Origin of the sequence: Kosakonia radicincitans DSM 16656, from assembly GCF_000280495.2 — a bacterium.
GTDB classification, from domain to species: domain Bacteria; phylum Pseudomonadota; class Gammaproteobacteria; order Enterobacterales; family Enterobacteriaceae; genus Kosakonia; species Kosakonia radicincitans.
In genome coordinates this window covers 631,776-646,318 of the sequence record NZ_CP018016.1, presented here as the reverse complement: position 1 = coordinate 646,318, position 14,543 = coordinate 631,776, and the positions used below count along the sequence as shown (strand labels likewise).

General features: G+C 44.5%; 18 protein-coding genes. 6 read left to right on the top strand and 12 right to left on the bottom strand.

All coding sequences use genetic code 11. From position 1 onward, the window contains the following. Positions 1–20: 20 nt before the first annotated feature. The 3 genes from Y71_RS03230 to Y71_RS03215 form a co-directional block, all read right to left on the bottom strand. A complete protein-coding gene (locus tag Y71_RS03230) occupies positions 21–989 on the bottom strand; it encodes a hypothetical protein (RefSeq protein ID WP_007370028.1) in 969 nt (322 codons plus the stop codon). Continuing rightward, positions 986–1,972: a DGQHR domain-containing protein gene (locus tag Y71_RS03225; RefSeq protein WP_007370027.1), complete on the bottom strand. Its 987-nt coding sequence runs from the start codon at positions 1,970–1,972 to the stop codon at positions 986–988. Before Y71_RS03225 ends, Y71_RS03230 begins: the two co-directional genes overlap by 4 nt. A gap of 254 nt (positions 1,973–2,226) precedes the next feature. Then, positions 2,227–2,481, bottom strand: a complete 255-nt coding sequence (locus tag Y71_RS03215) for a hypothetical protein (RefSeq protein WP_007370026.1) — start codon at positions 2,479–2,481, stop codon at positions 2,227–2,229. Positions 2,482–2,552: 71 nt separating this feature from the next. On the opposite strand from Y71_RS03215, the gene Y71_RS03210 reads away from it, so the two are divergent. Then, positions 2,553–3,263 carry a hypothetical protein gene (locus Y71_RS03210; protein WP_081120689.1) on the top strand — a complete coding sequence of 237 codons (711 nt, stop codon included), beginning with the start codon at positions 2,553–2,555 and terminating at the stop codon, positions 3,261–3,263. A gap of 283 nt (positions 3,264–3,546) precedes the next feature. Here Y71_RS03210 and Y71_RS03205 read toward each other — a convergent pair whose 3' ends face one another. From Y71_RS03205 to Y71_RS03170, 8 genes are all read right to left on the bottom strand, one after another. Beyond that, complete coding sequence (locus Y71_RS03205; RefSeq protein WP_035942020.1) at positions 3,547–3,735, bottom strand: hypothetical protein; 189 nt, start codon at positions 3,733–3,735, stop codon at positions 3,547–3,549. A gap of 146 nt (positions 3,736–3,881) precedes the next feature. Continuing rightward, positions 3,882–6,092: a replication endonuclease gene (locus tag Y71_RS03200; RefSeq protein ID WP_007370023.1), complete on the bottom strand. Its 2,211-nt coding sequence runs from the start codon at positions 6,090–6,092 to the stop codon at positions 3,882–3,884. Continuing rightward, entirely contained in the window at positions 6,093–6,314 is a 222-nt protein-coding gene (locus Y71_RS03195) for a TraR/DksA family transcriptional regulator (RefSeq protein WP_007370022.1), read from the bottom strand. Then, positions 6,314–6,541, bottom strand: a complete 228-nt coding sequence (locus Y71_RS03190; RefSeq protein ID WP_007370021.1) for a DUF2732 domain-containing protein — start codon at positions 6,539–6,541, stop codon at positions 6,314–6,316. The genes Y71_RS03195 and Y71_RS03190 overlap by 1 nt, the downstream gene beginning before the upstream one ends. A 67-nt stretch (positions 6,542–6,608) precedes the next feature. Next, positions 6,609–6,947: a DUF5347 domain-containing protein gene (locus tag Y71_RS03185; RefSeq protein ID WP_007370020.1), complete on the bottom strand. Its 339-nt coding sequence runs from the start codon at positions 6,945–6,947 to the stop codon at positions 6,609–6,611. Beyond that, positions 6,911–7,102, bottom strand: coding sequence for a phage filamentation protein Fil family protein (locus tag Y71_RS03180; RefSeq protein WP_071531968.1), 192 nt, complete (start codon positions 7,100–7,102; stop codon positions 6,911–6,913). The genes Y71_RS03185 and Y71_RS03180 overlap by 37 nt, the downstream gene beginning before the upstream one ends. 7 nt (positions 7,103–7,109) lie before the next feature. Beyond that, complete coding sequence (locus tag Y71_RS03175; RefSeq protein WP_007370018.1) at positions 7,110–7,619, bottom strand: phage regulatory CII family protein; 510 nt, start codon at positions 7,617–7,619, stop codon at positions 7,110–7,112. A gap of 34 nt (positions 7,620–7,653) precedes the next feature. Then, a complete protein-coding gene (locus tag Y71_RS03170; RefSeq protein WP_034911927.1) occupies positions 7,654–7,890 on the bottom strand; it encodes a hypothetical protein in 237 nt (78 codons plus the stop codon). A gap of 89 nt (positions 7,891–7,979) precedes the next feature. On the opposite strand from Y71_RS03170, the gene Y71_RS03165 reads away from it, so the two are divergent. The 4 genes from Y71_RS03165 to Y71_RS03150 all read left to right on the top strand — a co-directional run bounded on the left by Y71_RS03165 (position 7,980) and on the right by Y71_RS03150 (position 13,177). Continuing rightward, entirely contained in the window at positions 7,980–8,585 is a 606-nt protein-coding gene (locus Y71_RS03165) for a phage repressor protein CI (RefSeq protein ID WP_035942017.1), read from the top strand. 8 nt (positions 8,586–8,593) lie between these two features. Then, positions 8,594–9,613, top strand: a complete 1,020-nt coding sequence (locus Y71_RS03160) for a phage integrase (protein WP_007370015.1) — start codon at positions 8,594–8,596, stop codon at positions 9,611–9,613. A 120-nt stretch (positions 9,614–9,733) separates the two neighbouring features. After that, positions 9,734–11,422 (top strand): ATP-dependent nuclease, encoded by a 1,689-nt coding sequence (locus tag Y71_RS03155; RefSeq protein ID WP_172745713.1) that lies wholly within the window; start codon positions 9,734–9,736, stop codon positions 11,420–11,422. Between the two features lie 816 nt (positions 11,423–12,238). Further along, the gene (locus tag Y71_RS03150) at positions 12,239–13,177 is read left to right on the top strand and encodes a hypothetical protein (protein WP_007370013.1); all 939 of its coding nucleotides are present in this window, start codon (positions 12,239–12,241) and stop codon (positions 13,175–13,177) included. Positions 13,178–13,216: 39 nt separating this feature from the next. On the opposite strand, the gene Y71_RS03145 is transcribed toward Y71_RS03150, so the two are convergent. Continuing rightward, entirely contained in the window at positions 13,217–13,609 is a 393-nt protein-coding gene (locus Y71_RS03145; protein WP_007370012.1) for a winged helix-turn-helix transcriptional regulator, read from the bottom strand. A gap of 98 nt (positions 13,610–13,707) precedes the next feature. Here Y71_RS03145 and Y71_RS03140 point away from each other — a divergent pair, with 98 nt between their 5' ends. Continuing rightward, complete coding sequence (locus tag Y71_RS03140) at positions 13,708–14,427, top strand: SDR family NAD(P)-dependent oxidoreductase (RefSeq protein ID WP_007370011.1); 720 nt, start codon at positions 13,708–13,710, stop codon at positions 14,425–14,427. Positions 14,428–14,543: the final 116 nt, after the last annotated feature.

Sequence of the window (14,543 nt, the reverse complement as noted above, 5' to 3'; positions counted from 1 at the left end):
CATATACCGTTAATATACGGTCAAATTATACTTATTTTATTTTTAAACTGATGGCGAATACTTTTACATATCCCATTAGGATATGCCTCCATAGAATACTCAAAAAAAACACGAGCCAAATTAATAATAAATTTATTGTTATTTATTAAATTCTGAATTCTATCACTCCTATTAAACAAGTCGTAATCATCATCAATTAACTCCTGATTAATCATATTAATCCTATCATTTGTTTTTTCTTCGAAACACCAAGAATCACCTCTAAACTGATAATTAACTTCACCACGAATATCCGAAGGGTTAAATTTTTTATCATTAACGGCAATAAACCGTCTATGTTCGATCAATTTAATTGCCGTAGACGCGTACTCGACCGGATCACTTTGACAAGCAATAATCAAATTATTTAATATCTTTGTCCAAATACTCCAAGCATCTTTATGAGACCCTCCTCCTTTATCATTCTTTATTATAGTTATATCTCGGCAATCTTCAGTAAACTCTAACGTCGAAAGGCCTGCTTGAAGTTTATCAAGAGGAACCAACGCGCTTTTTTTGAATGCTTTAACAGCCTTATCATCAAGATTGCTCAAGCTAAAACCTGAAATCCTCATAAGATAATGTACCGAATAATAAGCTGCATAGTAATGCTCAACTACTTGCCACGCTAAATTATGAGGCTGTGACTGTCGAGACCTTTCTAATGAAACTAAAGATGCCAAATAAAATCTGTGAGCCTCGCTTGCAATAAATTTCCCAAACTTTGCTTCTTCGAGCATTAATATTTTCATTATCTGTGGTGAAGCAGATACTGCTGGCATAGTCGCAGTGGCTTCAATCCTCTTTTGAGCAGGATCGAAGTCTGTAACTATAAAGTGCATTTTTTCTAAGCTGTCATTAAATCTTGTGACGCTTTTTTTCCGAGCTCCAGCTACAAGTTCCCTTGCCGTAATGGAAAACAAACGAAGCAATTCAGTTTCATTATTCATATCGTCAACGTTGTTTTTAGTAGTTTTTTGTCAAGGGTTTCAATAGATTTACCAGTGGTTCTACTATTCAACAGAGCTGCTGCACTATTATCAATACTTCTTGACAAATAACGCTTATGCTCACTTATTAACGTCAAACTCCCCGGAGCATTGTCAGAGATTATTGAAATAATAGCCTTACTATGACCAATAAGAATTTTAAATGATGTGGGTTTTGTGATCACCGAGTTGAAATCGATAGATTGCTTTTGCAATAAATCCTTTGCAGCATATAAATATGCATTTATTATATTATAGAGATTATCAGGGCTATTGATATTGAATGTTTTCAGTAAGGGTTTAAAAGCCTCATAAAATGTAACCTTCGATAATTTTGAGCGTTGTTTTTCAAACCTTGAAAGTTTATTTTTAAGACAACTATCATTTTGCTCTTCAAACAAAGTAAAAATCACATCCAATAAAGCTTCGTCGCTCGTTTCTGTCTCAGCTAATTTTTTAATATCGAGTAATAATTCTTTTGGCACTGGCTTCTGTTGTGTATTTACATCAATAAAAATTTTAGCCTCTTGGACAGGAGTTAGTTCTGTAAAAATAACTACAGGTACTCTAAGCTTTATCTCGTCAAACCCCATATCATTTAACATTCTGAAGCCATAAACACGGTGCTGCCCATCAATAATGAGAAATGACGATGGTGAGACATTAAAACCAACCGTTTTGTTCTTACTAAGGTATTCAAAACCAGAGTTTGATTGGGCTGAAAGAATTATGCTAGAAGGGATAACACCACCTTTGCGTACATATTCTGCAATGCTGGCTGCTCTTTTTTCGTCAAGGGAACGTTGAAACCCGCTAACTGGATCTTCTGATCTTGGGTTTGTTGAACAGCATTCCGCGATAACATCAATAGGTATAGTCAATGTGTAAAATCTATGCTGCCCTTGAGTCACGAGCGATGCACTAAAAAATTCTTTCTGAACCATTTTCGTTCCTCATGTGTTTTTTTGCGATTTTTAACCTTTCCGTTAGGAAAAACAAGATCCCCAGAGGGTTTATGGCGCGCAGTGCTTTCCCCGCCTCGCCTGCCCGCTTTGTGGGTCGGTTTTAATGCAGTTGCAACAGGTCATCGGATCCTTGCCAGAACTGGCCTTGATCCTCATTCAACGAAAGATAAAACAAATGCGAAATGACGCACCTGATGCATGCGCCGCAGAATTTCTGCGGTAAGGCATGTTGATTAGCTTCTGTCGCGCGTTAAATGCCGGTAGATTTTTTTCGTTAAAAAAATGGCGAGCACCCCCAGCAAAATAGAAGCTAAGCCCAGAAAAATCAGTAATGAAAGGAGATGACTGAACAGCCCTCCGAAGCTTGTGAAATCACTCAGCCGGGCAAACTGTTCCGGTGTCAGTACGCGAATCACGATTTCAGGAATAGTTAGAAAGAAAACAATCACCACCAGAACATAAATGGTCGCCTTACCGCTTTTTTTCATTATCTTCCTTGCCCCTTCTGACGATGATGATCAATTATTGACTCGTTAATGTTATATCAAGGGAAATTAAAATGGCAGAAAGCTACTTAAAAATGAAGGCTCAGTCTGACAGACAGATGGCCTTAGCGTTAACAAAAGCATTACGAGAAATACAAGCAACCAATATGAGCACTATTGAAAGTTTGAAACTCGGCACGCAGCGTTTGATCAACTATGGTTCGTGCTTAATACCAGATGATTACTACCGCAACACCTGTCGTGAGTTAATGAATGAAGACCGACGGCTCGTATTGGCGCTTGCTGAAATCTATAACCGAAATGATGTTGCTCTCGATATGGTTGAGATCTATTTTCGGAAAACTCTTAAAAAACTTGGTACACAAAAGAGTACAAATCTTGCCGAATTCCTCAAAAAAGAATTAGGGGACAAGGCTTATGAATACGCAGAAAAATCCAGTAAATTAGCGCTATCCTTGACTATCGCAAAGTTGGTAATCAGTAGTGGTGACTTTCAGGAATCCCATATTAAAATGGTGAATTCATTGTCATCGATGTATGTTAACGGTGCCATAATATATTCAAAAGCACAAATAGCGGCAATGGCAGCTAACAAACTCAAATTTCAGGACGCAACATATTATCAGGATCTGTACAAAGAAAACCTTGAGATGCTTTACTTTCTTATTGAACCGCAAATGACAAAGATAATTTATCAGGTAGAGTCAGGCGGCAACAATGAAGAAATAATCGGTGATGCTTTGTATGAGCTATTAAAAAGATGAAGCGAGCGATTTTATGGTTTCTACAATCATATATTTATTATATACCTCTGATACTGATTGTAGCAGGCGCTTATATTTTTGCGCGTTTCATACCTGACTATTTCGGCATCCTTACCTTTATATGGATTATTATCGTTACATATTTCTATGTGAAATATAATAGATGGTATTAGGATTACCAATCCATTGATAATTACTTCCTATCGCCTCGCAAGGCTCGTTGCTCAACCTTGCTGACGCCAGATTAAGTCCTGCCGTCAGCAACGTTTTCCAATGCAGTCAGCTAACTGGCAACATCTATTGAGCAGCTGTATTCATGGCTGCGGATTTTCGCCATCAAATCATCCGTCAGTTCCGATACCCACTGAATAGCTAATCCCTTCTCTTCTTCACTACACTCACTCGCTGCAACAAGCTTGATGAAAAAATCAATACGCTGGAGTTTCAGCGACTCCAAAAGATAATCCTGCATCTTCCCTCCAATCACTACTTTTGCCCCTAAATAGGCACACACATCTACTGTATATGCATACAGTATAATAAGAGCTTTCTAAATGTAAAATGTTTTTTGCCTGTTAATTGGATTACTCGCAACTGGCTAAATAGTTGCATTAATTTTTAAAATATCTTACCAGCAAGCATTGAGACGCGTAGGAGAATGCTTTTCGCCTTTTCATTGTCAGAAGGTGAAGCCGGGAAAATATCCCCCTCGGCAGATCCCCTGCACCATTTCTTGTTAAAACAGCTTTTCCCGTGTGCCATTAGATGCAGCGCTTCACCCCGGCTGATTTCGCAACCGGTTAATATTTGTATCTCGTCAATAGTTCGCGCTATGGCCTTCTCTTGCCCTGGCGTTCCGTGGACAAATTTACGCCTCAACGCCGTTTTTTTATCCCTGAGCCGGTTCGTTAATTGCCGTCGCTCGTATCGGCTCAGGGATTTTGATAAATCCAGCTCCAGGGGATCGCTTTCGCTTCCCGTACAGTTATTGACAGAACTCCGAGAGGGCGCGGTCGCGCCCTTAAGGTCAACGGCCAAATCAACGGCGCGTTTCGGGACAATCTTCCATTGCGTGAGACGGGTCAGAACCGGCGAACCAGCGCCGACCGTGGCGTCGTACACGCCGCGAATGCAGACAGTCTCCTCGCCGTACTGGTTGAACTCGGATCGCGCTTCGTAGAGCGTGCGAACCTGCAAATCGTCACGACGGACAAACGCGCCGCCCTGGGCGTTAACGTAACCCGCCCAATCACCGGCATCAGCCGCATCATGCACCGCAGCAAATTCAACGCTAAGACCGTGGGCGGTTTCGGTGTCGGCCATGCGGCGTAATTCGCGGTAGACCGTCACCGGCGCACCGCCGATAAACTGGAATTGCCGGATATGCCAGCGCGCCGCCCAGGCAGAAACGGCGGGCGCGGTATCTTTTAACAGCTCGCCGCTTTCGTCGTCTGTTTCACCGTCGAGCGCATAGCCATCGATATTCTTTGAGATGTATTTTGCGACATAGCCCGTTGCACTCCCCTTCTCCGGGTCGATTGCTTCTGCGTGGAATCTGGCCTTTCTGGCCTTATCGCTGCTGAGCTCGTTGCCGTCCTCCTGCCACGCATAATACCGGATGACAGTGCGCACACGTTCAGCATGTTCCGGCAGCATAAACATCAGCATATGCCAGTGCGGGGTAGCGTCGTGGTGAGGTTCTGCAACGCGGATCCCAAAGATGCGGATATCTTCCCGGTGGAGCTTGGCGCGAATGCGCGCCCAGAGTGAGGTTAAATAGCTTTGCGTGTCGGACGGGTTTGCCCCGTTCCATTTGTGGTTACGGTAGCCCGCTTTTGTCGTGGCGTGATATTTCGACGGGGCTGTCAGCGTATAGAACTCTCCCATGTAACCGAGCTCGTTACAGATATTTTCAAAGCCGCGAATACGTGTCATCAGCTCGCATCGACGAATGGCCGGGTTAGCGACCGATCCGTCGTATTTTTCAATCAGGCTGATGCGGTTCCCGTCCTCGTCTTCGAGCTCCAGCCCTTTAAGAAATTCACGCGTGCGCCTTTTTTGCTCGCGCCACTCGGCTACGCATGTTTTGCTGGCGTAGGCATGTTTTTTCTTGCTGACGTTACCAACAGCGATTTGCAGATGCTCACGCCATGCAGCAGCAATGCGACGCAACCGCCCGCGCCACCACGTTTCATTGAACATGCGCATAACTGCCGGTGCGAGATCCTGCTCATTGGCATATTTTTTTGTTACACGCTCCCAATGAGGCGGGGTCACGTTAAATTGCAGGGCAATCAGCCCGGCGCGCATATACCACGAATGCAGTGTTTTCAGTTCACCGGCGCTGGCATCGTCTATATCTGCAAGCTCCGCGCGGATGAAATTAGCGATATCAGCGGCCAGCAGTTCAATATCTGCCTTTGCCATATCAGGGAGCCGGTTATAACGGGCGACCATATTAACGAGGCGTGAGGCGATGTATTGCAGCATTTCCGTATCGAAATGACCGGAAAAAATGGCAGCCGAAACATCGTTTTTAACACCAGTGGCCTGGTATTTTTTGGCGACCAGCTCAAGGCGCGGCAATGCTTTTTTGCAAAAGCTGATTAAAAAAGCATTGGCTCGCTGGCTGTCGTGATGTTGCTCCAGCGCGGCGGCGGTTCGGTATACGTCATAGCGTACACATTCCGGCTGGAGGGAAAGCGCTTTGCGCGCATGCAGCACCGCCGCAATCATACGATCGCGGCGGTGCTGTTCTGAGTAGGTCAGATAGGGGCTGGCTATTGCTGAGCGAGGAGCATTCCACGCATAAGCGTAAGAAATTGCCACTTAAACGCCCCGATAATGTCTGGATTTGAGCTCTGTTATTTGCTGACAGGTCACACAAAGTGACACGCCATCAATTGCCCTGCGGCGCGCTTCCGGGATTGGTGCGTCGCATTCTTCGCAGGTAAAACGTGAAGGTGTCATAACGCGGCTGCGTGCTTTATTGATATGGCGCTCGCGCTCTTCCTGCTCACGCTGTTGGATGTGATCCATTGCGTCGGCCATCAGTGCAGCTCCTGTGATTCGTTTTCGTAGCGAATAGCCTCGCGGCGCAGAAGCTCGGCGGCTTCGACTCCGTTCAGCCCTTCTCTTGCGATATGAATAGCCAGAGCCTCAAGACGAATGGAAACAGCAAGAGCACGATCACGACGCTCCTCGTTTTTAGCTTTATTCAGCATGCTGACCAGTACATCGTTATCAGCTTCAAAATTGCGGGTTTCGATATTTTGCATAACGCTTTCTCCTGAATTTAGGCAAAAGAATGCCCGGCGGGTTGACGCCTTTTAATTACGGTTTGTGTTAATTCGGCATGGTTAGCCGTTTGGGAAATAAGCTCACAACTGCGCGAAAATGATTCATTGCTGAAATAAGCGCTTTTTTCTCGTCAGTAGTCAGCTCACTTAATTTGAGCCCGTGACGAGCTGCCGGTATTTTTGCTAGAAAGAAAATCGCTGCCAGCGCGCGCTCGTTGTCTTCATGCTGCGGGTCGCGCGTATCGCGCATATTCGCAACGAATTGCTCGACCTCTTTCCAGCTATCACCCCAGAAGCGCCCGCGTATTTCAGCGATATGATTCAGGCCGGCCATGCGCGCGCCAGTGCTCAGCGGAACCGTTGCGGAAACAGCTTCGATAGCCATGCAGCCCCCTTAAAAGAAACAGGCTTTGCCTGAGTTTGTGAGCGCACCGGATGCCAGCGCTTACCGTTCTCACCAACAATCCAGCCGTGGCCGTAATGCATGGCTGGGCTTTGCTTAATAAGTAGCGATGCGAAAGAAGGTTCGTTATTCAACATACTCACCTCACATCAGCCCAAAAGATGCGCCGAGGCCGCTAACGGTATCGACGACACTGGACATTGCCGGATTGGCCTGGAGGCGCGCCTGTAATGCGAGCGCTGTCAGCGAAAGCATGCGGATGCCAGAATTAACGCTTTCAACCATTCTGTATTTTTTCGCCTGGGTTAATCGCTCTGTTGACACTGTGCCGCCAGCCAGATCGCCAAGCTCAGCCATTGCCCGCATGACGTAGGTTTGCACCTTATCCTTCGCCATCTCATTAACCGGCACGCACGGCAGACAATGGATCTGAGCCAGAAAACCATCAACCAGCGTTGAATCTTCGGTGAGGTCTGTCAGTAACCAGATCTCACGTGGTGTTAACTGGTGCGGTTGTTCCGGGTTGAGTTTGTTGTAAAGAGTGTGCGGCTTGATACCTGCCTTAACTGCCAATTCTTTGATGTTATGAGTTACGGCAAACTTTCTGCATGCATCATCGAAATGTGCATGTGACGAAACGCGAAAATCTAACATGCTGGAAATTCCTTTTTATCCCAAAATGGATTTATCAGGCTTGCATTGTGATTTCACAGCCAGCAGCAGCTTCAATAGTGAGAGCAACCATGTTGATTTCGATAAGTCCGTTTAAGCCCTCTTTCTTCCTGATAGGTAAACGGTTTTCGCGGTACATTTGGCGAACGGTGCCTTCCTTGTAACCCGTACGGCGACAGAACTCTTCTACGGTAATGTACGGTTCGGAAATCACGAGATTGATTGAAGGGCGCATTGAAAGTTTACGGGTCATGATGCACTATCCTCTGTTGAGTTCTAGCCAACTCTATTTATCACTATTAAACACGTCTTGATACGATGAGTGAATATTAGGATCACAAATTGGAAAGGTCAACGAAAGATTTTACGAGTCGTAAAGCACCAACTTTACCAGAGGGTGGTAAAGATCCCATTGAGCGTATCGTTCAGGCATATGGTTTTTCATCGCGTCAGGCTCTGTGTCGTCACTTAGATGTATCACAAAGCACAATGGCTAACCGCATAATGCGTGGGAATTTTCCTGCCGACTGGGTGCTAATTTGCGCGATGGAGACGGGTACGTCTTTAGAGTGGTTAACCTATGGGCGTGGGGATCCAAACATCACAAATCAGGATAGTTCACCAACGAAAATCGAACTCAAAAACATCACAAATGGGAAGTTCTCACCATCAGATTGGGTTGGGTATGATGTACATCTCCTGCCTAGTGAAGTTAACGCGCCATTACTGATCCGATTTGAGAAACAGACCTTCTTGGTTGATGAAACTGAGGCCGAAGTCACCGATGGCCTTTGGTTGATTGAGATTGATGGACTTGTCAGCGTGAAAGAACTTTATCGTTTCCCCGGCGGACGTATCCGCGTAGAGAACGGCAAAGCATCGTTTGAATGTAAAGCAGAAGAGATCAAAGTGCTGGGGAAGGTGGTCGCTCGCACTGAATATTTTTAAGGAAAGAAATGGCTGTTAGTAAATTACCCTCCGGCAAATGGCAAGCGCAGGTTTTCCCCAACGGACGGGATGGAAAACGTATCCGTCGCCAGTTTGCGACGAAAGGCGAAGCACTGTCCTATGAGAAGTACGTAAAAGAACAGGCTCAGGATAAGCCCTGGCTGGGTGAGAAAGCGGATAAACGACGGGTAATTGACTTGGTTGAACTCTGGTTCAACACGCACGGTATCACGTTAGCGGATGGTGAGAAGCGGCGAACCACGATGGCATTCGCCTGCGAGGCGATGGGTAACCCACTCGCAACCGAGTTTAACGCGAAAATTTTTGCGTCTTATCGCGAACAGCGGTTAAGCGGGAAGATCACCCGCTCCAGTCGAGTGAAGACGGTTACGCCGCGCACGGTTAATTTAGAGCTGGCGTATTTCAGAGCTATGTTTAACGAACTGCGCCGGTTTGATGAATGGACTGCACCGAACCCGTTAGAGAATGTGCGCGAATTTAAAATCAGTGAATCGGAGATGGCGTATCTCACCATTGAGGAAATCAGAACCCTCCTCGCCGAATGTGAGAACAGCCGGTCAAAGGACTTATCGACAGTAGTTAAAATCTGCCTAGCAACTGGAGCTCGCTGGAGTGAAGCGGAAAGTTTGAAAGGGAACCAGATCCGCGCAGGGCAAATCATCTACGTGAAAACTAAAGGCAAGAAAAACCGCGCAGTGCCGATAACAGAGAAGCTACAGGCAGAGCTACCATCGAGTAGAAAAGCACAACCGCTTTTTGCAGCTTGCTATTCAGGCTTTAGAAAGGCAATGCAACGTGCCGGTATCGAGACGCCAGCTGGGCAACTAACACACGTCTTGCGCCACACTTTTGCATCTCACTTCATGATGAATGGTGGAAATATTCTTGTGCTTCAGCGGATACTTGGGCACACGGATATAAAGGTAACTATGCGATATGCACACTTTGCGCCAGATCATTTATCAGAAGCAATGTCATTAAACCCATTAACTATTGGTAAATTATGAAAAGACTCTTAATATCAATAATGAATAATACAGCACCCTGATAGTTAGGTTTAAAGTGAGTTTGATATCCACATATATTAATGCCTAATTAACTTTTCATCTTTTCAAAAGGAGATTATCTTGCTAAGCAGCATAAAAATTGAAAGATTTAAAAACATCGTTGATATCGAGATCCCATTAGTAGGAATAAATCTATTAATAGGTTCTAATAATGCTGGTAAAAGTAGCATACAACAGGCAATACAATTTGCGGTTTCTATTGCCCAATCGACAAACCAACAAGGTGCAAGATGGACAGAGGATAGATGCCCTTCATCACTTTCGAGTGAGTCCTTAATCTATTCTCCATTAAGGGACATTGATGCTTTGGCACCTAACGGAAAGCTTCAAACATCAATGGAACATGCAATCAAAGTTACTTTTAACGAACAAACAAGTTCAACTGTAACTATACGTAAGGGGAAAAATAGAAATATAGCAACCTCGCTTGAAGGAAAAGAGTTGGGAGAGCATCTTCAGAATATCGAACACCCATATTCAATGATTGTTCCTGGCCTGGCAGGCATACCATCTTTTGAAGAATATCGGCCTCCATCAGTTGTACGCAAAGCTGCGGCTAAGGGGGATTCAAACAGCGTATTTAGGAATATTCTCTTACTCTTATCTAAAGATCTAAATTCATGGAGAGCATTTGAGAATAAGTTCAAAGCAGTTTTTCCCGATTATGAAATTAGCGTAAGATTTGATCCTAATGTTGACGAACACATTAATGCAAGAGTAACAAGTAATGAAGTTTCATTACCCATTGATTCTTGTGGCACAGGGATTTTACAAGCAATACAGATACTTGCATATTACTACTTATACAAACCAAAATTATTAATATTGGATGAGCCTGATTCTCACCTTCATCCTAACAACCAAAGAACCCTCGCTATTTTATTAAAAGAACTCCATCAAGAAACCGAATGCCAAATTATTATATCAACCCACTCAAGGCATTTTTTCGAAGCATTAAAAAATGACTCAAGTGTATTTTGGATAAACAATTGTTCATTAGTTGAAAATTCTGGAGACCTTGAAAGAAGTATATTATTGGAAATAGGAGCTCTTGATAAAGGTGATCAGCTAAGGAATGGAGAAATACCTTGCATATTATTAACTGAAGACACAAATGTAGAATATATTAAAATCATCGCAGAATCATCTGGTTTTTTACAAGATGAGTATCAAATATGGTCATATAATGGATGTTCTAATATACACATTGCATTAGCTCTGAATTCTTTTATTATCCAACACGCTCCCGGAACTTCTGTCGTAGTTCATCGAGATCGTGATTATATGACAGATGCAGAAGTATCATCTTACGTAGAAAACTTACAGGAAATGGGAATAAAAGTATTCGTGACGAATGGTAATGATGCAGAAAGCCACTTTGTGAACGAGAATCATATTCATGAGCTTTACCCTACACTCACACTCGAACAGATTACTAATTTAATTGATGAATGTCTAGTCGAGAAGCGAGACGATATAATAAAGAAATATATTAATACGATTTACAACCGCTGTTTGCAAGCCTCTTATCGAGGCGGTGATAAACCAGATGCTGGAGAAATTTCTCAAAATTGCACTCGAAATTTTGACAGCAACAATCGTGACTTCATGCATGGGAAATTTGTGGAACGTGCTTTGAGAAATAAGCTGCAACAGCAATTAGGGCAGAACATTAATCTATGTCGGACAACATTGGCTATCAAAGATCCCACATTAACTTCATTTGCAGCAGAAATATGGGATGAATAAATTTCTCAAATATGAATTGATTGGAGTTTTTTAATTAATCTCGGATTTTCTGCATCATTGCATTGTGGTAAAAGTGGCAGCAAAGTGGCAGCAGAGCGCAACGCTATGTGCCACTTTTCATCACTATTCGGCCTAAAGAAAACATAAAAATCAGTAACTTACTGATTTTACTCGTTTCAAATTGGGACTCATAATCGCTTGGTCGTTGGTTCAAACCCAACAGGGGCCACCAAATTTTAAATTTAGAAACAGATACTTAAGCCACCTCTTATGGTGGTTTTTTTGTTTTTTAAATCCTGAATGTCCCAAAAGTATCGCCCCAACTTTTGGTAATCCCCATCACTCTGTCGCTTCTATCGCTACAACAACAGTCGCAGAATGGCACAATGCGTTCCTTCCCGATGAAGCCATCACTCAAGCGACAACACTTTTCATGCGGTGTCTTCCGAATCTTAATAAGATCCGCATCTTTTCACACGAGAATAACGTATTACCGGTACCAACATAAAAAGTTAATCAACGCTTTACTATAAATAATTACTCTCCACATTATAATTTCCTTAATAAATTACCTCTCTGATATATCTTAATAGAATAAATAATATAATAAAAACGTGACAGCAACTATTAATAACCACCATCGTATACGCTAGAATAAATGCCTTAGCACTGTATAAATCGCTCCAGCGGCGTGAATTATAGATTATTTTTCCACGTACCATGTTATAAGGCAGAAACGTATAATGTATCGCTATAATGCTTTTAGCTATCCGTATTGAGATAACCACTCATATAAAATATATCCAGGATGATTCAATGAAGAAAATGATATTCGGAAACAATACGCCGCCAGGAACCCCGGCCAATCAACCTGAATTTAAAGCGAGATATGGCGCACCTCCGGTGATGCACAGCGGTTTTCCCAAACAAGGTTACCTGTATATTCCTTTTGCAGCAGAGGATATGATCCATCAAAGTCTGGGCTTAAATTTAATCCGCCACCTGAAGGGAAAAAGCCTCTATCCACTAATTGTGCCAAATCAGAAAATTCGAAATGAAATAATGGAACTACGTGCTGCAGAAATAAACAACCTGGTTACTCAGATAAACACTGTCAGCGATAAATTGCAGGAGGTCGATGCTGGTTTACAAGTGCATGAAGACTGGAATGGTGAGACATTAAGAAAAGCGCTGTCACCGGATATATTTGATAAATTCACAGCCAGTATTGCGAGATTATCACAACAACTGGTTGTATTAAAAAATACAAACTTTGCACATATACCATTAAGTCAATTATCCGCTACCACGGATAAACTCTATATTCTTGGGCACGGAACGGCCGGTGCAGACGTACTGGCAGCCGATGAAGCGGCAACCCTGGGGTTGATGACGGCCGCAACCCTCGCTGAACAATTGCATTCATGTGGGCTACCTAAAACATTCGAGGATATCCGTATAACTGCCTGTTATAGCGCTGATTCTTTCAAGCCAACGTCTTTTGCTGCTGTCGAGCTGGAAGCATCGTCAGGTGCAAAAAGAAAAGGAATAATAGGAAAATTCATCTCCCTGAAAGGCACTCAACCTCTGGCGCAAACCATAAGCAGAGAGCTTCAGCGTCTCGGTTACAACAGCATTCAGGTAACCGGATACCATGGTGCCGGAGTAACATACAGCCAGACAGAATTCAGGGCCCGCCGAATTCCAGGGGCGCCAGATATTCGCCGCTCACTTGTCAGTCATACTTTCCGCTGACCTTTCGCAGGGGCGTTCCGACAAGCAGAACGCCCCGTTTCAGGAGGCTAATGCTCTTTCAGCCTCTGCAGATTTTTGATCATACTCATCCTGCGCCGCCGTCAATTGCGGCCCATATTCCAGCGCCCAGCGATACAGTGCCTCAAATGGCTGTCGAAGTGATTCGCCAAGCGGCGTAATACGGTATTCAACACCCACCGGCATTGTCGGCAACACTTCCCGGTGCACCAGCCCGTTGCGCTCCAGCCGTTTCAGAGCGTCGGCCAGCGCTTTATGGGTGATACCATCCAGCCTGCGACGGATCTCATTGAAACGAGAAGGTTTTGTACACAGCACAGTCAGGATCAAAATCGACCATTTATTGGTGATGTGCTCAAGTATCGGGCGCGTTTTGCCCACATTTCCTAAAACGCAGTCATCGATTTTTGTCATAGCGGTATATCCAATGATATCTAATATAAACAAAGTGCGTAATTGATACTAAATATAAAACTTATATCATCGATTTTCCACTCAACAGGAGAATCATCATGAACAGACTGCACAACAAAACGGCCCTCATACTGGGTGGCGCAAAAGGAATTGGCCTGGCGATAACCCAGCGTTTTGCCCATGAAGGCGCCACGACCTGGTTTACCTCCCGCCGCGAGGAAGAGTTACAGAACACTGCCGCTAAAATCGAAGGAAATGCGTTGCCGCTGCGTGCTGATGTCAGCCAGCACAGCGAACTGGCGCGCATAATGGAAAATATTCAGCAACTGGATGTGCTGGTGATTAATGCCGGCATGTCAGAGTACGCCACCCTGGAGCAGGTTTCAGAAACGCACTTTGAAAGCACCTTCGGGTTGAATGTCCGCTCGCCGCTATTTGCCCTGCAAGCTGCGCTGCCGCTGCTCAAACCCGGTTCCAGCGTGGTGCTGATAGGGTCGATTGCCGATGTTATCGGAACGGAAGGTTATGGTGTCTATAGCGCCAGCAAAGCCGCGCTGCGCTCTTTTGCCCGAACCTGGACGCGCGAACTGGCAGCCAGAGGCATTCGCGTTAACGTCGTCGCGCCCGGCCCTATTGATACGGAAATGATGGCTGCGGCCTCGGAAAATGTTCGTCAGGGATTAACGCAGGCAATTCCACTGGGTCGCATGGGCCAGCCGGAAGAAGTGGCCAACGCCGCGCTGTTTCTTGCGAGTGACGAAAGCAGCTATATCGCTGGTGCCGAGATTTGTGTCGATGGCGGGTTAACGCAAGTGTAAGGGATCCTTTCAGGCCGCAAAGCATGTCAGCAGAGTGGCCTGAAAGCCGCAATGCGCGCACTTTTTCGCGTATTTCGCCGATTTAAGCCCCCATAAGCGCAATTTTCACAGAAACA